The sequence below is a fragment of the Clostridium tertium genome (genome assembly GCF_017873245.1).
In the GTDB taxonomy this organism is placed as follows: Bacteria; Bacillota; Clostridia; order Clostridiales; family Clostridiaceae; genus Clostridium; species Clostridium tertium.
Window position 1 is genome coordinate 164,861 of sequence record NZ_JAGGJY010000008.1, and the last position, 15,862, is coordinate 180,722.

Annotated in this window: 25 protein-coding genes; 2 read left to right on the top strand and 23 right to left on the bottom strand. The window is 29.4% G+C overall.

Translation table 11 applies throughout. The annotated features are described in order from the left end of the window. Window position 1: 1 nt before the first annotated feature. The 8 genes from J2Z25_RS10755 to J2Z25_RS10790 all read right to left on the bottom strand — a co-directional run bounded on the left by J2Z25_RS10755 (window position 2) and on the right by J2Z25_RS10790 (window position 7,896). Complete coding sequence (locus tag J2Z25_RS10755) at window positions 2-670, bottom strand: DUF4355 domain-containing protein (protein WP_245173241.1); 669 nt, start codon at window positions 668-670, stop codon at window positions 2-4. A gap of 172 nt (window positions 671-842) precedes the next feature. Next, window positions 843-1,013 carry a DUF4926 domain-containing protein gene (locus J2Z25_RS10760; protein WP_099346050.1) on the bottom strand — a complete coding sequence of 57 codons (171 nt, stop codon included), beginning with the start codon at window positions 1,011-1,013 and terminating at the stop codon, window positions 843-845. After that, entirely contained in the window at window positions 1,006-2,613 is a 1,608-nt protein-coding gene (locus J2Z25_RS10765; RefSeq protein ID WP_209740410.1) for a minor capsid protein, read from the bottom strand. The genes J2Z25_RS10760 and J2Z25_RS10765 overlap by 8 nt, the downstream gene beginning before the upstream one ends. Further along, entirely contained in the window at window positions 2,603-3,994 is a 1,392-nt protein-coding gene (locus tag J2Z25_RS10770) for a phage portal protein (RefSeq protein WP_209740411.1), read from the bottom strand. The genes J2Z25_RS10765 and J2Z25_RS10770 overlap by 11 nt, the downstream gene beginning before the upstream one ends. A 122-nt stretch (window positions 3,995-4,116) precedes the next feature. Next, on the bottom strand, window positions 4,117-5,544 hold the full coding sequence (gene terL, locus J2Z25_RS10775) for a phage terminase large subunit (RefSeq protein ID WP_209740455.1): 1,428 nt from the start codon (window positions 5,542-5,544) through the stop codon (window positions 4,117-4,119). Next, complete coding sequence (locus J2Z25_RS10780; protein ID WP_209740413.1) at window positions 5,537-5,998, bottom strand: transposase; 462 nt, start codon at window positions 5,996-5,998, stop codon at window positions 5,537-5,539. The genes terL and J2Z25_RS10780 overlap by 8 nt, the downstream gene beginning before the upstream one ends. Window positions 5,999-6,170: 172 nt before the next feature. Next, window positions 6,171-6,980 (bottom strand): hypothetical protein, encoded by an 810-nt coding sequence (locus J2Z25_RS10785; protein ID WP_209740415.1) that lies wholly within the window; start codon window positions 6,978-6,980, stop codon window positions 6,171-6,173. Window positions 6,981-7,359: 379 nt separating this feature from the next. Further along, window positions 7,360-7,896, bottom strand: a complete 537-nt coding sequence (locus tag J2Z25_RS10790) for an RNA polymerase sigma factor sigma-70 region 4 domain-containing protein (RefSeq protein WP_209740417.1) — start codon at window positions 7,894-7,896, stop codon at window positions 7,360-7,362. Window positions 7,897-7,974: 78 nt separating this feature from the next. Between J2Z25_RS10790 and J2Z25_RS10795 the strand changes: the two genes are divergently transcribed. Further along, complete coding sequence (locus J2Z25_RS10795; protein ID WP_209740420.1) at window positions 7,975-8,289, top strand: hypothetical protein; 315 nt, start codon at window positions 7,975-7,977, stop codon at window positions 8,287-8,289. A 188-nt stretch (window positions 8,290-8,477) separates the two neighbouring features. Further along, window positions 8,478-8,711, top strand: a complete 234-nt coding sequence (locus tag J2Z25_RS10800) for a hypothetical protein (protein WP_111931679.1) — start codon at window positions 8,478-8,480, stop codon at window positions 8,709-8,711. 63 nt (window positions 8,712-8,774) lie between these two features. On the opposite strand, the gene J2Z25_RS10805 is transcribed toward J2Z25_RS10800, so the two are convergent. The 15 genes from J2Z25_RS10805 to J2Z25_RS10875 form a co-directional block, all read right to left on the bottom strand. Further along, the gene (locus tag J2Z25_RS10805; RefSeq protein WP_209740422.1) at window positions 8,775-9,122 is read right to left on the bottom strand and encodes a hypothetical protein; all 348 of its coding nucleotides are present in this window, start codon (window positions 9,120-9,122) and stop codon (window positions 8,775-8,777) included. Continuing rightward, complete coding sequence (locus J2Z25_RS10810) at window positions 9,123-9,905, bottom strand: hypothetical protein (RefSeq protein ID WP_209740424.1); 783 nt, start codon at window positions 9,903-9,905, stop codon at window positions 9,123-9,125. Window positions 9,906-9,913: 8 nt separating this feature from the next. Continuing rightward, window positions 9,914-10,087: a hypothetical protein gene (locus J2Z25_RS10815; protein WP_195264537.1), complete on the bottom strand. Its 174-nt coding sequence runs from the start codon at window positions 10,085-10,087 to the stop codon at window positions 9,914-9,916. Further along, window positions 10,087-10,491 carry a single-stranded DNA-binding protein gene (locus tag J2Z25_RS10820; protein ID WP_209740427.1) on the bottom strand — a complete coding sequence of 135 codons (405 nt, stop codon included), beginning with the start codon at window positions 10,489-10,491 and terminating at the stop codon, window positions 10,087-10,089. Before J2Z25_RS10820 ends, J2Z25_RS10815 begins: the two co-directional genes overlap by 1 nt. Next, window positions 10,491-10,652 (bottom strand): hypothetical protein, encoded by a 162-nt coding sequence (locus tag J2Z25_RS10825; RefSeq protein WP_195264535.1) that lies wholly within the window; start codon window positions 10,650-10,652, stop codon window positions 10,491-10,493. Before J2Z25_RS10825 ends, J2Z25_RS10820 begins: the two co-directional genes overlap by 1 nt. Then, on the bottom strand, window positions 10,633-11,364 hold the full coding sequence (locus tag J2Z25_RS10830) for a hypothetical protein (protein ID WP_342451346.1): 732 nt from the start codon (window positions 11,362-11,364) through the stop codon (window positions 10,633-10,635). The genes J2Z25_RS10825 and J2Z25_RS10830 overlap by 20 nt, the downstream gene beginning before the upstream one ends. After that, window positions 11,364-11,543, bottom strand: a complete 180-nt coding sequence (locus J2Z25_RS10835; RefSeq protein ID WP_209740429.1) for a hypothetical protein — start codon at window positions 11,541-11,543, stop codon at window positions 11,364-11,366. Before J2Z25_RS10835 ends, J2Z25_RS10830 begins: the two co-directional genes overlap by 1 nt. A 3-nt stretch (window positions 11,544-11,546) precedes the next feature. Further along, window positions 11,547-11,873 (bottom strand): hypothetical protein, encoded by a 327-nt coding sequence (locus J2Z25_RS10840; RefSeq protein WP_209740431.1) that lies wholly within the window; start codon window positions 11,871-11,873, stop codon window positions 11,547-11,549. A gap of 154 nt (window positions 11,874-12,027) precedes the next feature. Beyond that, window positions 12,028-12,165 carry a hypothetical protein gene (locus tag J2Z25_RS10845; RefSeq protein ID WP_209740433.1) on the bottom strand — a complete coding sequence of 46 codons (138 nt, stop codon included), beginning with the start codon at window positions 12,163-12,165 and terminating at the stop codon, window positions 12,028-12,030. After that, the gene (locus tag J2Z25_RS10850) at window positions 12,162-12,659 is read right to left on the bottom strand and encodes a hypothetical protein (RefSeq protein ID WP_209740434.1); all 498 of its coding nucleotides are present in this window, start codon (window positions 12,657-12,659) and stop codon (window positions 12,162-12,164) included. The genes J2Z25_RS10845 and J2Z25_RS10850 overlap by 4 nt, the downstream gene beginning before the upstream one ends. 81 nt (window positions 12,660-12,740) lie before the next feature. Further along, complete coding sequence (locus tag J2Z25_RS10855; protein WP_235840852.1) at window positions 12,741-13,436, bottom strand: DNA methyltransferase; 696 nt, start codon at window positions 13,434-13,436, stop codon at window positions 12,741-12,743. Window positions 13,437-13,456: 20 nt separating this feature from the next. After that, complete coding sequence (locus tag J2Z25_RS10860) at window positions 13,457-13,630, bottom strand: hypothetical protein (protein WP_209740436.1); 174 nt, start codon at window positions 13,628-13,630, stop codon at window positions 13,457-13,459. A 1-nt stretch (window position 13,631) separates the two neighbouring features. Then, the gene (locus J2Z25_RS10865) at window positions 13,632-14,174 is read right to left on the bottom strand and encodes a hypothetical protein (RefSeq protein WP_209740438.1); all 543 of its coding nucleotides are present in this window, start codon (window positions 14,172-14,174) and stop codon (window positions 13,632-13,634) included. Between the two features lie 4 nt (window positions 14,175-14,178). Next, a complete protein-coding gene (locus J2Z25_RS10870) occupies window positions 14,179-15,057 on the bottom strand; it encodes a phage replisome organizer N-terminal domain-containing protein (protein ID WP_209740440.1) in 879 nt (292 codons plus the stop codon). Further along, window positions 15,057-15,680 (bottom strand): ERF family protein, encoded by a 624-nt coding sequence (locus tag J2Z25_RS10875; protein WP_209740442.1) that lies wholly within the window; start codon window positions 15,678-15,680, stop codon window positions 15,057-15,059. Before J2Z25_RS10875 ends, J2Z25_RS10870 begins: the two co-directional genes overlap by 1 nt. Window positions 15,681-15,862 lie beyond the last annotated feature (182 nt).

The following is a 15,862-nucleotide window of genomic DNA, read 5'->3' on the forward strand; positions in this document are numbered from 1 at the left end:
TCTATTTTTTATTTTTATAAGTAGCTGCATAATATTCAGCATCACTCATTTTGCTATAATCTGTTTTACTTCCTTGTCCACTCTTAGGAGGATTTCCACCTCTTAACTTATCATTTACAGCTTTCTCTACTGCAGATTGGAAAGCTTTTTCTACTGCTTCAATACTTTTATTGCATTGTTCAGCATCTGAATAGTTAAGAATATCTACTAATTCCTTTGGCAGATTCTTTTCTGCTAGAGTTTCATAAGCTGTTGCTCTTAATTCTCTAGTAGTAATATCCTTTTCCCTTTTTGCTAGATCATCTAACTTCTTTTTTGCTTCATACTCTGCCTTTTGGTCAGCGTTCATCTTTGCTAACTTTTCAGCTTCTGTCTTAGCTTCTTGGATTTTAGCTTGGTAATCTGTCTCCCACTTTGACTTAGCAGTTTCAAGAGCCTTGGCAACTCTTTTATCAAATTCAGATTGATACTTTTTATCTTTTAATACATCATCAAAAGATTTTTCTCCACCTTCGTTTCCTTTGGTTCCTTCTCCAGTTCCTTCACCATTGCCACCTTCTGCCCCAGTTCCAGAACCTCCATTACCTACTCCACTATCTGCTTCTAGTAAAGGCCTAGATATTCCACCTAAACTGAATAATTGCAGATTCATTATTAATTTTCTTTTCATTTCTTCCTCCTTGCCCCTAATGTTCAATGCCCATTAGATTCAAATATTATTTACTAACCTGTTCTTTAACGCCTTACAGTAAGTAATAAAAGGCATAATAAAAAGCCTTAGTTTCCCAAGACTTAATTTTAGGTATAATAAAAGCACCTACCATTTACTTAGTAAGTGCTAATTAAGCTTTATATATTATTTTTTCTATTTCTTCTTTTTTTATGGTTTCTAACTCTGGAGGATCTAATTCTATTTCATAAGCTTCTCCATCTGCCCATATCCCTAATACTGTTCCTTCTCTTCCGTCTTTTAACCTTACAATATCACATTCTTCTATTTGAAGCTTACTCATGATTTAAATCACTCTCCTTTAATTTATCTATATATAATGTAGTTAACTTAGGAACTCCATCATCCATAACACCTACCAGTATTTTGGCTTGCTTCCCTTTAAGTCCTTTTACAACCATATTAACTTCATATTTTTCCCCATGTGGTGTACTAGCTTTATGTCTTGCTGGATATTTACCTATATTGCTTTTAATTAATTTATCAAATTCTTTGTAATTATCTATATTATATCCTAATCTACTTTCTATTGCTCTTCCTTTAGCTAATCCATCTTTGTTTTCTCCACCAAAAATATACTTTAAATATTTATTCTCATTAACTTCAAATTTATTAGCATTATTTAAAACAACATTAGGATTATCAATTACTTCTTTTTTTAATTTATAATTATATTTTGTTAGCTTCCATTCTTCAATATCATTATACTTCAACTCTTGAAAGTCTTTCAATGTCTTTGGTGATTCTTTTCCTAAAACTTCCTTAAATTCATTAAGTTGCTTTCTATCAGAAGATTTATTCTTAATCATCTTCTCAAATACTTCTGTTTTATCTTTGCCATACTTATTAACTACAAACTTATCATACCATTGTTTGTAACTCATATCTCCTGGTACTAAGTAAGACTTTCCTGTCTCTGGATCTCTTGCCCTTCTTTTAATATCCTTTAAAGTACTTTCTCCTAAATAAGCCCTTGTTGTACTTCTGCAATGTGGATGTAACGGAGGAAGGTTTACTCCAGCTTCTGCATCTTTTACATTGAATATCTTCTTGTCATGTTCTCTGCACTGGCTACTTGTCCTTAAATCTAATGTAGCAATAAAAACATATTTATCTATTCCACATTCCTTATAAGATTCTATTCCTGCTGCATTAGATATATAAGTTGTTTCAGTTCTTACAATTCTTTCTGCTGCAAACTTACCATAGTTAGTTAATTCCTCTAACTCTATGGCCATCTTTTTAGAACTCTTACCAGTCATTAATCCATTTGTTATTACTTCTTCTAATTTCTCTGCTAACACATCTGTATTATGCCATATACGCTTACTGTAGTGTTTACCGCTCCAGTTATTCTTAAGTATCTCTTGTACAGTTTCTAGTGGCATTTCTGCAACATTAAAGCCTATCCCTAATCCTTTTTGAATATCAAATAGGTTAGTATAATAGGCTTTCTTTATATTATCTGTATATAGTCTTGTACTTTGCTTTATTTCAACATCTGCTGCTAACTTGGTATTAATATATATGCTCTCTTTTAAAGCTTCTAATCTAGTTATTCTAGTCTTATAAGCTTCTGCATTTAATTGAGCCATCATATATCTTTTTAATTCTTCATCTTGTATTCCATGTATCTTAGCTCTTATATCGTCTAATTCTTCCTTAGGTATTTTAGAGTTTAATAATTGCCTAACTTCACTAACACTAATATTACTATCTTTCATGTATTTAAAGAATATATTATTTATATCCCCATTAATATCCTTAATAGCTTTATCATAAGCACTAGTAATTTTCCTTATAGTTTCATCACTATCTTTATGATAAGTAGCCATTCTTTCATTGACTCTATTCTTCCAATAACCATTACTTCTATTCTTCATCTACCTCACCATCTTCTTTGGTGATATTTTTAAAATCATATGATCCAAAGGCTTTTTGTTGGTCCTCTATATTCTTTTTCTTTTCTTCATCTAGCCTTTTTCTTTCTTCATCAATGTCTATTTCTTCATCAAATCTCTTAACTCTAGTTTCCCAACTAATAAACCCATCTGTTTCTTGTGCTATTCTTGCAGCAAGTTCATCATCTACTGGAAGTGATCTCTTCATAGTAATATCTATGTCACTAGGATTTATATTCTTAGCTCGTATATTTTCTATGTTAGCCATTAACTTCAACCTTTGTCTTAAGCCCTGTTTAAAGTATCTCTCTTTAGTTTTTCCTAATTGCTCAAAGCCTAATAGCTTGTACTTCATAGCTACTCCAGAAGCATTACCTACAAAGTTTTCATCTGTTAAACATGGAACTTTACTAAATTCATGTATATCATCTTTAAGGGATTTCTTTAGAACTTCTATTTCTGTTTCATTAAGACTTTTAACTAACCATTTAGCATCTCCACCTTGGTCTAGTTCAATAATCTTTAATTCCTTCAATAGTTTAGCTGTTTCTATCTTCTCTTCTCCATCATCACCTAATGAAGCACCTATAACAGCAAGTAAAGCATCTACCATTTGTTCTTTATCATTTATTCTATCTGATTGAAGTAAGTTATAAGCATCTATTAAAGTTATTACTCCTTCAAAATCACCTTTGAACTTCTTATTGTTTTTATATTCAATTAATGGAACACCTTTAAAATAATGTTCTTCTGGTTCATCAACACTTGGGGATATACTAGTTAAGTCTGTAAAGAAATAATGTGTTATATCCTTATCTGTATAGACATTAACATCATATCCTTTTAATGAATTATCAATATCATACTTAGGATAATGAGTCACTCCAAACATAGGCTTATGTTTAACTGTGCTATCAACCACAATAAAGCTATTTAAAGGACTTACTACTGCCAGTTCTGGGTAAGGAACTTCTTCGTTATTCATATAGATTAATTCATACCCTACGCCAAATATGGATAAATCCAAAGCTAACTCATTGTTATGACTATCTTCATCTATTTCTATAAATATCTTATTTAATTCTTCTGCTCCCTTACCTCCATAGCTTACTGGAGTTCCAAATACGTATCCTGTTGCCATATCTGTTATATACTCTGCATGATTAGCAACCACCTTATTATTAGGTAAAGATGTACTTGATAATGTTCTATTTAATATCTTATGTTCTCCATCATAATATTTATTTAACTTCTCGTACTTATTCCTTACTATAGCTTTATGTTCATCAATACATTTAACTAATAGTTTTATAGGAATACTTCCATCTTCATTTAGTAAATCTCTATCCTTAATTATTGGCATTTTATCACCTCTTTTTATATTAAATGTTTAGTTTTATTAAACATATTTTCTTATTTTTATATCTCACAAATGGCTTAAATAGGTAATTTAACTAATATTTATTAAACCAAAATTTAGCGAAATTATCTTAATCCTAATTTAGATTTACTTCCTACCCTAACCTTTTTCTTATTATTAAATTGTTCTGCTATACCTGTAGTTGCATCTGGAGCATCATCATGCTTATTCTTACCTTCTCTTTGATACTTAACCATAGCCTTGTAATATTCTGGCCACTTATCTCTCCAATTAGCAGGATAATATATATGATCCATTACCCATGTACTATTGGATAATATTCTAGCTATCTTATTTTCTCCTTGATGAAACCACTCTATCTTAGTTTTATTACTATTAAATACTTCCTTAAGTATTCTTTCTACACTTCTTGCAAATCCTCTACCACCATTATTGCTTTCTATTAATGCTCTATTTACCTGATGTTCTAAGTATCTTTTAGCCGTTTCCTTTTCAGTTACTTCCATAGATTCTTTAGTATAGTAAATATCTAATACATAAGCTTCTTTATTATATTCACCATAAATTATGTTACATAAGTAATCTTCTCCAGTATCTGCTGTATCGCAATAAGCCTTAATAGATGTGAATAAACAATTACCCTTTTCATCTTTTGGTACCTCTGTGTATGTCTTAAGAGTTTTATATAAACATCCTTTTAAGTCTATAGGTTCTTGTTGATAGTTAGCTGATGCTATATCTTCCCCCATGGCTTTTCTTTTAGCTTCATAAGACTTTCTACTTAACACTTCTTCACAAAGCATTGTTCCATTATCTTGTAATGCCTTCATGCTTATATGTCTTACCTTTGCTCCTTGTTCTTTATAATGCTCTAATGCCTTTCCAGCTAAATCATCACTGGCCCATCTAGTCATTATAATTATTATCTTTCCACCTTCTTCAAGTCTTGAAAGCATTGTATTAGTAAACCAATCCCAATGTTTTTCTTTAACACTTTCATTATAGGCTTCTTCTGCATTTTTAATTAAGTCATCTATAATTAATAGTGATGCTCCAAACCCTGTAGCTGTTCCAGTAGGAGAAGTAGCAAGATAGTTATTATATCCACCTTCTAAACTCCATAGATTCATAGCTCCATCACCTTGTTTTATTCTCACATTAGGAAATACATCACTAAATACAGGCTTATATTTATCTGCTTTTTCTTCTTGTATTGCATTTCTAACATTCTTAGAAAACATAGTAGATAATGTTTCGTTATATGATCCTGTCATTATCTTTTCATTTTTATTTTTACCTAGTACCCATTCAACAAATAATGATGCTGTTCTTGATTTACCATGTCTAGGAGGTTCATTTATAATTAATACTTCATCATCACTCTCATAGAACTCTTGGAATTCATTACACAACTCAATTAGATATTTTCTATTCTTCTTATAAAAATCTGGTGCCATTAAATTACAATAAAAAAAGAACTCACGTCTTGCAAGTTCACATTTAGCACCTAATTTTATTAACTTTCTATCCATCATCTTCACTAGCTATTTTTAATAACTCTTCCTTTGTTAATCCTTCATATGGGTTATTTACATTCCCACTATGCTCTATATCCTTTTTATCTCTCCAATCTTCTGGCTTTCTATTCTTTAACCAGAAGATTTGAGCTGTTGTATCTGGTTGTACTTCTTTGGTTACTATCTTAGTGACTTGTAACCCCTCATCTGTTAACTCTTTAGTTACCTCATTATATTTATATCCTAATGCTCTTTTTAATAAAGCATTTTCTACTTCTATATCAATAACTTCCTTCCCCTTTTTAAGGCGTTCAGAAAGTTCATTATGCTCATTCATATATTTATAGAAAGTAACTTTACTAATACCTAAATTCTTAGATATCTGTTCTATTGTGAGCCCATTTCTTGCCCAACCTTCAATAACTATCAATTTAGGTTTTACTATTAATTCATATTTTGATTTAGCCATAAGCTCACATCCTTTCCTTATATATTAAAAGCTAGTAAGAAACAATTGATAGATAACTAAGGGAGTGTTACCTCCTTTTATTTTTTTATTTTTAAAGTTCCTTACTAGCTCCTGCAGGCATAATAAAAGGACTAGTAATCTTTTAACTACTACCCCTTAGCAATATCTTAATTTAATTATCCTTATTATCTAATGATTCATATTTGCATCTATATAAATATTTTTTATATTCACCTATCTCATAAATAACTCCACCAGTTAATGGTACAATATTATATATATCATTTTTATATTTTATTGTTGTATTACTTATATCAAGTATATTATCCGTCATTTTTTTATAATCTTTATCTTCACTGTACTGAAAAAAATTTGAGTATTTAACAAAGTTCTTAACTATTTTCTCATAATATTGATCACATTTACTAAATGCTTTTTCTATTTCATTTATTCCATCTATTACTTTCTGTTCGTTTAAGCCAATTGCTATTATTTCAGTATTTCCTATTAATAATTTCAAATCTAAATATACATCCCCTATTTCAGCTATATTTATATTCCCATTATAGCATCTACCTATCAAATCATTGACTTCAGTAATTCTGTATTTTCTTATATCCTCTCTAAAATAGTCAACATTATCTCTAAAATCATACAAGCTTTCTTCATATATCTCTAACGAATTGTATAATTTATTTACTAAATCTTTTATGTTTATAATATTTTTATACATAATATTTAAATCATTAATTTTCTCATTAGAAATTTGGATTTTAACTTGTTTATCTAAATCTTTTCTTTGCTCTGAAATTGTAATATTTAAAATCTCAAAAGATACCATTGCTCCAATAATCGTTCCTATTATTGAACTAATAAGTTGAAAGTAATCACTACCTTCAATATTATAGCAGTTACTTATTATAGCTAGAGAAATTACTAATACAACAAAAATAATAACCCATAGTAACTTTTTATTTTTCATCTTATATCACCCCACTTACAATTTTATACTCTTCTGTAAATTAAGTAAAGCACCTAACATTTATTATGCTAAGTGCTTTTCTATAAAAGGGTATTGAGAATTTATGAGAGAGATTTTAATGTATTCTGGATCACCAACGGTTACAACACTCAGCACCTATCAATTAAATTAATTCCATAATCTCGAAGGTAATTAACTTAACCTCTTTGGAGATAGTAGGTATCGAACCTACCCTAGATTAAACTAGTACAAAGTCTTTTATCCCCATGTTACACCTAGCTTTTATACTAGGTGCTATAATTATAGGAGGTCAATCCACAATGAAAAACCCTGTCCAAGCTTTCCACAATATTATTAAACCATACTTCCTATATATAAATTATTCTAGTTTTATTCCAAAATTATTCCACCTATTCCACTCATTTATACTTTGTATAGCTTGTCTAATCTTTTTATTAACTTGACTTTGGCTTAAATGTACTTCATGAGCTATTTTGTATTCATTATATTTCTTACCATACTTCATTTCTAAAATCATTTTATGTTCTGGACTTAATTGGAATATTACATCTTCTATTTCACTTATATCTCTTTCTATAGTATCTAGTAATTCCTCTTGCTTTTCCCTTTCAAGTTTCTTTTCAGTTACTCTTCTTATCTTCATTTCTGTAACTCTCATTATTTCTCTTTCTGCATAGCTTATTCCACTTCCAGATGTTTGTACTCTTTCTTCAAAGGATGATGACATACTTTCTTCCGGATCTATATTAAAGTTACAATCTCTTAAATCTTTTTCTATCTTATTTATTTGGTCATCTAATATTTTAATAGTCTTTTCTATGGACTTTATCTTCTTCTCTTTTTGATAATATCTTTTAACTTTTTCTTCTGTTTCTTTAAACTCCTTTTTATCCATTCAATCCCTCCTAATTCATACGTTTTTGTATATTTCATCCCCATCTAGATAAACTAATCTTGAAAGGTGGTTGTTATAATGAAAAAATTTATTTCTATGCTTTTAATTTCTTTATCTTTATCTTTCTGTATATTTACTCAATCAGCATATGCTGTAAATATATTTGATGAAGGAGTTTATCAAGTTTCTGACTTTAATTTATCACCAGAAAATAAATATATAGTTCAAAATATTTCTGATACTGAAAGTGTTTATTTACAAGTTTTTGATGAAAATCAAATAATCCTTCAATCAATTCGTCTACCTGCTAAATCTGATAAATTTAATTTAACTGCTTTAAAACCAGACTATAGAATTGTAATAGTTGGCAAGGGTAATATTTATATTTCTTAAGCTTTTCACATTTTCAATCAAATTTATAACTATATAGAGTGGACCATATAAGATCCACTCGTAATATGTCCTTTATTTGTATTACGAATAAAATAATTAATATTACTATTAATTTATTAATAAATGCTCATATATTTCTAAACAAATCATATTTATTAATATACTAATTTGAGAAAGTAGGTGTAAGAATGATATCATTAGACAATTTATCATCAGAAGACTTAGTTGTATTAACAAATTTATTAGCAGTCTCTTTTTCAAAAGGTAGAACTCCTGATGAAATAAATGTACTAGGTAATTTTATTGTTGGTGTGGGTTGTATAATGCTTACAATTGCAGCTCAAGAACAAAATCTTTCATCTAAAAAACAAAGTTCTACTTCTTCAAATGAAGATTCTGGTGATGGCCCTATTATAGGGTAACAATTTAGAATTTTACTAATCATTTATATAACCTTCTAATTTTAATTCGCAATAATATCAAAATTACTCTTTAAATACATAACCTCTCTCATGCATCTTCTTAATATGTTTATCCAAATCTCTATAGATCATATCCGTTGGTATTCCCATCATACCCATAACGTTAAGTTTAGTTTGTACACTATCCCAAAATTCTTCTATAGTGTTATCTATATCATTCTTTAATGCTCCAATTCTAAACTCTTCATCTTCTTCTATGCTTTTATAAAATTCTTCTGTTATAGTTACATTTATATTAGACTTTTTCATATCCAAAGGCCTTAATATAACTTCCTTCTCACTTGCACCTCTAAAGAACAGAATTATCAATATAACTGCTATAATCCATACCCCTGTACCAATTAGGAACATCTATCTCACCTCAGCTTTATATACCGCTTCTATCTCTTGCATCTTTAAGTTAAATAGTTCTATCTCTCTTTTCTTATATTCTTCTAGTTCCTGTAAGCTATTAAATGTTATCTCTCCTGCTGTAACTTTATTTCCTTCTCTTATATAACTTCCGAACTCTCCTTCTAACTCTACTTTCTTAACTTTTAATTTAGGCATACTATTATCCTCCTTAACTTCTTCTATTTCCTTCTCTATTTGTCTTGCTACTTCTTCTGCTATCTTCTTAGCATCTTCTTTTTCTATAGCTTTCTTAATATTCTTGTTATCTTCTAAAATATAAGCCGCTGCATCATCTAACACTTTTTCATCATCTATTTCTCCGAATGTCCTATTAATCATATTCTTAGTAGCTTTAGGAAATTTAAATACAGTTTCTTCTATAACTTCCTTTCTGTTCTTTCCTTGTGCTATTAATCCCTTCATAAATTCTCTAACTTCCATTTGCAACTTAGTCATATCAACATTCTCCTTTTCTAATATTTTTGTTTTCTCTTTTTCGTCTAATATAAATTCTGTCATTAATATCTGTACTTTTCTTATTTCTTCAAATGAACATCCCTCACTTACTAAGACAGATATAAAACTTCCATATATCAAATTTATAGCTTGCTCTGCCTTATCTTTTGTTATCTTATCTATAATTTCATTCATTCTCTTAGTTTCACTAACTGATAGCTTCTTAACAAAATCTTTGTCCTTTTCTATTTCCCTATCCCTTTTTCTTCTTTCTTGCCTATTCATACTCCCTCCTATAGTCTTTCACACCGCTCTTTTAACGGACCATAAAAAGTACCATCTAGTTCTATAATGTAATTGTTCTCATGTTCAAATAAGAAGTTCCATACAGAACCTAAAGTAAATTTACTATTAAGTTCTGTACACTCTTCCTTGAATCTAATAAAACTAAATCCAAGTTGCTCCATCAGAAAGGACAGTCTCCCGTATCATCTGGTGTTATTTCATCCTCAAAATTCATCCCACTAAATTTATTTTCACTTGTATTACCTTGATTATTGTTATTAACTTGTCCTATAAATTCAAATGAATCTACTACTATATCAGTTGTATATCTCTTAGTTCCATCTTTAGCATCATAACTTCCTGTTCTTATACTTCCTGTTACTGCTAGTTGTCTACCTTTAGTTAAATATTGTGCTATTGCTTCAGCTCTCTTATTAAATGCTATACAATTAATAAAATCTGTTTCATCTTTCTTAAAATGTCTTGTTACTGCTAAATTAAATCTAGTTACTGCAGTTCCTGTTCCTGCTGCAAAATTTAATTCTGGATCCTTTGTTAATCTTCCGATAAGTATTACTTTATTCATTAATTACAATTCCTTTCTTCTATCTCTATATCTAAATTTTCACCTATAAAATCTATCAATATCTTAATCTCACTTAAATCTTCCACACATACAATTTGAGTTTTATCTTCAATCTTTACTTCTGCAAAGTCATAATAATAATCAACAATTATTTTTCTCATTATTTTCATTCCCCTTTTCTATTCTTTCAAACTCTATTACCCATACCCATGGATTAGCTTGCCAGCTATACTTATTTAGCTGTTCCTTCTTTATGGTACTGTTCCACAATTCACAAAAAGGAGTAATAGGCTCTCTAGGCATAATAATCCATGGATATTGTTTTTCATTTAAAGCATATTTATATACCTTTTCATCTTTTGTATAAACCCTAATTCCTTCTTTAATAGCTCCTTCTTCTGTAATATCTTGTAGTCTTTCTACTCTCACATTAGTTACCTTTAAAAATATTCTTGCTGCTTCTTTAGGCATATGAATACTTGGTTTCCAGTTTCCTTCATAAAACTCTGATGGATTACCTCTCTTATCCTCATCTGCTTTATATCCATAAAATTCAGCTATTCTGCAATTTTCACCTTTGCCTATTCTTTTTGTGTACTTCTTCCATGTTTCTCTTACATAAAGAATATCTCCTACATCATAAGGTTGTAGAATTTCCTTATAAGATTTTAAATAACACGTCCTACTTCCATTATCATGACTAATATCCTTCGGTGAATCATTTTGCATATAAACTAATCTTTTGCCATATTTATCTTCAAACCACTCTATATTTGCATTAGAATACTTATTCTTTATTATTCTTCTAGTAACTGTCTTTTTACCTTCCATTATTGCCTTAACCATTTCTGTGTTGAATAATATTGGTTTCACTATTTACACCCCTTTATATCAATCCTTATAGTGTCATTAGCTTGTCCTAGATGATATATTAAAGCTTCCGAGCCATCTTCTAGGTTAACTTTAGCCTTAGCTTTTATATTTAGTTTCCTTGCTTGTTTTATACCTTCTAAATTCTCATTTATTTCTTTTAAATCTTTTTCAGTTATCATTATCTATACACCTTCACTTTCATAATTTAATTCAATATATCTGTTTAACTCTTCATATCTCTCTTTATAATTTTCATTTTCTTTTACATATTCATCTATAGCCTTAATATCACGCTCTATTTGAGTTAGTTTATCTATCACGACACTTATATCGTCATTATCTCTAATCGCTTGCTGAGGTATGAATTTAAGGGCTGTAGAAAGTGTTGTGCAATAAGCATATGTTTTATATAAATCTTTCTCTCCATCTTTGTCTTTACCTAGATACTTCTTAACCTTAAACTGTCTTTCGTCTGTTTCTATAAAATAATCTCCTAGTTTAATCTTCATTTAAAAATCCTCCGCTCTATCTGTTATTGCTTTTCATATAGTTTCAGATTTGAATAATTCGTATAAGTCACAAGCCTCTCTTAATGTACATTCATCACATTTGCAATTATTTATTGCTACTTTTATTTCATCTATTTCCATTACTTACTTCCTCCTACAAAAACTTTGCTATTATCATATTAATTACCCAAAACCAACCTAGATTAACTAATTTATCTGTCCATGTTTTTGCTTCTTTGTTAGCTTTCCAATAAATCCTCAATGTAATTGCGACTAATATTAGATTTATCATTGCTTATCTCCCTTCAAATACATATCATAGTAAGTTACCCCTACTGCATAAGCCTGCCATATATCTTTTTTAAATCCATAAAACCAACCTGGTTCTTTCTTAGTTCCTTTACCCTTATTAGGTGTATTAGGAGCAAACCTATCTATTAAAGCTTGTATTATATTGCTATCTTTTGCTTTCATGGAATTACATAAATTCATCTTTTCATCTTTTCTATAGATAAATTCTATATCTACTCCTGGATATTTATTTTTTATTGCTTCATAAAATCTTCCTATCCATATACAAGTATCAAAAGTTGTTTCGCCTACAGGCATTCCATAACTTGCTATTTTTTCTATTGCTACGTTGTAATACTTCTTATAAAAATCAGAATATATATTCTCTAGTAATTCCTCATTATCTATCTTTTCTATAATTACCGGTCGCAATGTTTTATCATCTATTAAAACTACTCCACTTTCTATATTCCCTGGATCTATTGCTAATATCACTTAATCACCTCGTTATTATTTGATTTTCATATGAGAATAGGAATATATAACTATGTTGGATTTACTCCTATTCTCCTTTTGTTAAATTACATCAAACATATTTATTTGATTCATTATATTAAATAATCTATCACTGGCCAGTTTGAATATTTCTTTATCCTTTTCAAATCCTAGAAATTCAAACCCCATTTCATAACAAGCTACTAAACTTGATGCACTCCCTACATGAGTATCTAATATCTTATACCCTTCTTTTGCATAATTCATTAAAATCCATTTATATAAATTTACTGGTTTTTGTGTAGGATGTATTCTTACTTCATTTTTAGTTTTATCACCTTGCATTATATGACCTTCACTTATCGACTTTCCTTGCATCATTCCATTCCACATATATCTAAACATTTTAGTCTTATCATGAATACTGCAGTAAGCTAACTCACAGTCACTAAAAGTGCTTTCTCCATTTACTTTATCCCAAACTATTCTTCCTGGTCCTAAATAATAATCAAAGTAATTACAGCCCCATACAATTTGATTCTTAGAAACTCTTATTAGCTCTTTAAAATATTCTTCATTAGGAATATCCCAATCCTCAATTGTTGAATATGTCTTTCTTCTTATATTTAATTTATTTACAGTTCGTCCATAGTACTTTCTTTTATTCGGTCCATCAAAATATGGAGGATCTACTATTGCTAAGTCAAAATATTTATCTGGAATACATTTCATTCCTTCTAGGCAATCTATATTATAAAGTTTATTTAATTCAAACACTCAATTCCTCCTATTAAAAATTACTTTCCTCTATAAGTCTTACATCTTATCTTAGACATATTTTTAAAAGACTTAAGTCTATTCTCTGCTAAAAAGCTATCTGCTTCTAATTTTCCTTTTTCTCTTAAGTATTTTCTTCTTTCTATATCCATTACTGTTTTCATAGCTAATTCATGAGGTGTTAATTTACTCATATTAATCCTCCTCGTTGATATACCATTTGCCTTTTATTTCATCAACTTTGAATCTAACGCCCAATTTCCAATCTGAATAAACATTATTTTCTAAATATTCATTTTCACAAAACTTAGTAGCCGTATAACAACTTTCTATTTCCTTACCTTCTTCATATGCTTTAAACGCTTCTTGGAAGGTGTATTCTTCCCTTTTCAACTTATATAAATTATCTTTATTAAAATTCATTATTTGTGAGTTATTATCAATTTTACTTCTCACACTTATATTCCCATTAATTGAACACTTTATAATTTTTATATCACTTTCCCAAATTTGTCCTTCTTTTATATTTGCTATAACCTCTTTAAATGTTAATTCTTTCATTTCTTTAACCTCCTCATATAATTTCAATTCCTTTTCATCCCACCAGCCTATGCTATTGCTTAACAAATACTCTTCACGCCAAAAATTTATTTTTGTAATAAATTTATACTTTTCACCACTAGTCCACTTTTCGCCATCAGCTTTTACAACCTTATCTCCAACTTTAAATTTTGACATTGAATTAATCCTCCTCGCTTTCTTCATCCCACCCCAGTAATTTCTTCTCTAAATCATCATAGTCATAATCTCGCCCCTTAAAATTATTAAATCTCAATTTAGGCTTTTCATTACTATACTGTACTTGCTCTTGTCCATTTTTACTTTTCAGCTCAAATATTCCCTTCCACGAATTCATAATACTTTGTTCTAATATCTTAAATTTCTTATCCTTATCTCCACTAGATAATTTATCTAATTTACTAAGCATTAATTTAAGTGCATTACTAGTCATTGCTGCTTTAATAGCTTTCCTCATTTTTATAAACTCATAAATTATATTTCTTAACTGTAAATCATTTGTATAATTTTCTATGATAAGGTCAAATTCAGATTTCTTTTTTTCTTTTTTTATATTCTTATCTTTATCTTCTTCTCTTTCTTTATCTCTTTCTTCTTCTTTATCTATTGCGTTACTATCCGTTACTGTCACGTTACCTGTCACGTTACTACTTAATAGTTTTTGTTTTTCTCTACGCTTAGCTTGTCTTATTCTGTTCTGCTCTCTTATTTTTTCAAGTCCCTCTATGTTTTGATGCTCGTCCCACCCTGTTACATAAAAACTGCTTTCATCAAGATTTATCATCCCTAACCTCATTAAAGAAGTTAAAGCCAGTTGTATAGTAGTTATTTCAAAGTCGAACTCTGCTGCTAACATTTCTTGTGTATAAGGGATATTTTCTGTTAAAAAGATATATCCATTTGCATTACACTTACCTGCTTTAGCTAGGAGCATAACCCATATTAGAACTATCTTATCTCCTTCTGGTAAGGTTCTTAGATATTTAATCTTTGCATTATCGAACATATCCGTATTAAGCTTTATCCATTTAACATCTGCCATTACTTACCTCCACTTTTCTCATATCCATTACAAACTATTTCATACTCCTCCTTAGTTAAATCCTGTATCTTCTTATTGAATTTACTTAGTATCTGCTTATCTACAATAGTTCTATCATATCCAGCTTTAAATCCTAAAGCATAACCCCTCTTAACTTGTGCTTCACTTAAGCCTTTTTTATTTCCTTTCCCTCTACCTGATGTATTTCTACTATCTGGATCATCTGCATCAGTTGGAGCTTGGAAAAACTTTAATATAAAATATCTTTCTGAATAAGTTAAACCACTTCCAAAAGCTTTTGAAATATCATCTTGTGCCCCATATAATTGCCATGGTACAGTTAATTCTTCCTCTGGATTATCTGCATTAATCCACTTATAAGACATTTCTCCGCTTATTATATGGTCAGTACATTCTTTTCCTTTAGCGTTAACATAATCATAAGTGCTTGATATTGTGTTTTTAACTTCTGGAACTAATAGAACTCCTAAACTATCCATTTTTTCTCTTATCTTTGCTATAGCTTGGCTACCACTTACATACTTATATCCATATCCTTCTGTGTCTTTACTAAAGTTGATAACATCTTTTCTGATTTCAACTAATTTCTGATATAAATTCATTTCCTACCTCCTAGAATGGTATTATTAATCCTTTTTCTATCTCATATAGTAAACTTCTTAACTGCTTGTATACCCCTTCATAATCCTCATTTTTAAGGTATTCTAGAGTTAATCCAAGCCTAACTATTAATGCAAGCTTATTTTCTTCATCCATGACTACTCCACCTTTACTGTTATAGTTT

What these genes read in the sequence shown, in the direction of transcription:
- J2Z25_RS10840 (WP_209740431.1), bottom strand. Translation starts at nt 11,873, where the DNA reads ATGAAGATTAAACTAGGAGATTATTTTATAGAAACAGACGAAAGACAG.
- J2Z25_RS10800 (WP_111931679.1), top strand. Translation starts at nt 8,478, where the DNA reads ATGATATCATTAGACAATTTATCATCAGAAGACTTAGTTGTATTAACA.
- J2Z25_RS10755 (WP_245173241.1), bottom strand. Translation starts at nt 670, where the DNA reads ATGAAAAGAAAATTAATAATGAATCTGCAATTATTCAGTTTAGGTGGA.
- J2Z25_RS10805 (WP_209740422.1), bottom strand. Translation starts at nt 9,122, where the DNA reads ATGTTCCTAATTGGTACAGGGGTATGGATTATAGCAGTTATATTGATA.
- J2Z25_RS10815 (WP_195264537.1), bottom strand. Translation starts at nt 10,087, where the DNA reads ATGGAGCAACTTGGATTTAGTTTTATTAGATTCAAGGAAGAGTGTACA.
- J2Z25_RS10835 (WP_209740429.1), bottom strand. Translation starts at nt 11,543, where the DNA reads ATGATAACTGAAAAAGATTTAAAAGAAATAAATGAGAATTTAGAAGGT.
- J2Z25_RS10875 (WP_209740442.1), bottom strand. Translation starts at nt 15,680, where the DNA reads ATGAATTTATATCAGAAATTAGTTGAAATCAGAAAAGATGTTATCAAC.
- J2Z25_RS10770 (WP_209740411.1), bottom strand. Translation starts at nt 3,994, where the DNA reads ATGCCAATAATTAAGGATAGAGATTTACTAAATGAAGATGGAAGTATT.
- J2Z25_RS10820 (WP_209740427.1), bottom strand. Translation starts at nt 10,491, where the DNA reads ATGAATAAAGTAATACTTATCGGAAGATTAACAAAGGATCCAGAATTA.
- J2Z25_RS10860 (WP_209740436.1), bottom strand. Translation starts at nt 13,630, where the DNA reads ATGAGTAAATTAACACCTCATGAATTAGCTATGAAAACAGTAATGGAT.
- J2Z25_RS10760 (WP_099346050.1), bottom strand. Translation starts at nt 1,013, where the DNA reads ATGAGTAAGCTTCAAATAGAAGAATGTGATATTGTAAGGTTAAAAGAC.
- J2Z25_RS10825 (WP_195264535.1), bottom strand. Translation starts at nt 10,652, where the DNA reads ATGAGAAAAATAATTGTTGATTATTATTATGACTTTGCAGAAGTAAAG.
- J2Z25_RS10790 (WP_209740417.1), bottom strand. Translation starts at nt 7,896, where the DNA reads ATGGATAAAAAGGAGTTTAAAGAAACAGAAGAAAAAGTTAAAAGATAT.
- J2Z25_RS10780 (WP_209740413.1), bottom strand. Translation starts at nt 5,998, where the DNA reads ATGGCTAAATCAAAATATGAATTAATAGTAAAACCTAAATTGATAGTT.
- J2Z25_RS10785 (WP_209740415.1), bottom strand. Translation starts at nt 6,980, where the DNA reads ATGAAAAATAAAAAGTTACTATGGGTTATTATTTTTGTTGTATTAGTA.
- terL (WP_209740455.1), bottom strand. Translation starts at nt 5,544, where the DNA reads ATGGATAGAAAGTTAATAAAATTAGGTGCTAAATGTGAACTTGCAAGA.
- J2Z25_RS10795 (WP_209740420.1), top strand. Translation starts at nt 7,975, where the DNA reads ATGAAAAAATTTATTTCTATGCTTTTAATTTCTTTATCTTTATCTTTC.
- J2Z25_RS10870 (WP_209740440.1), bottom strand. Translation starts at nt 15,057, where the DNA reads ATGGCAGATGTTAAATGGATAAAGCTTAATACGGATATGTTCGATAAT.
- J2Z25_RS10810 (WP_209740424.1), bottom strand. Translation starts at nt 9,905, where the DNA reads ATGAATAGGCAAGAAAGAAGAAAAAGGGATAGGGAAATAGAAAAGGAC.
- J2Z25_RS10845 (WP_209740433.1), bottom strand. Translation starts at nt 12,165, where the DNA reads ATGATAAATCTAATATTAGTCGCAATTACATTGAGGATTTATTGGAAA.
- J2Z25_RS10765 (WP_209740410.1), bottom strand. Translation starts at nt 2,613, where the DNA reads ATGAAGAATAGAAGTAATGGTTATTGGAAGAATAGAGTCAATGAAAGA.
- J2Z25_RS10865 (WP_209740438.1), bottom strand. Translation starts at nt 14,174, where the DNA reads ATGTCAAAATTTAAAGTTGGAGATAAGGTTGTAAAAGCTGATGGCGAA.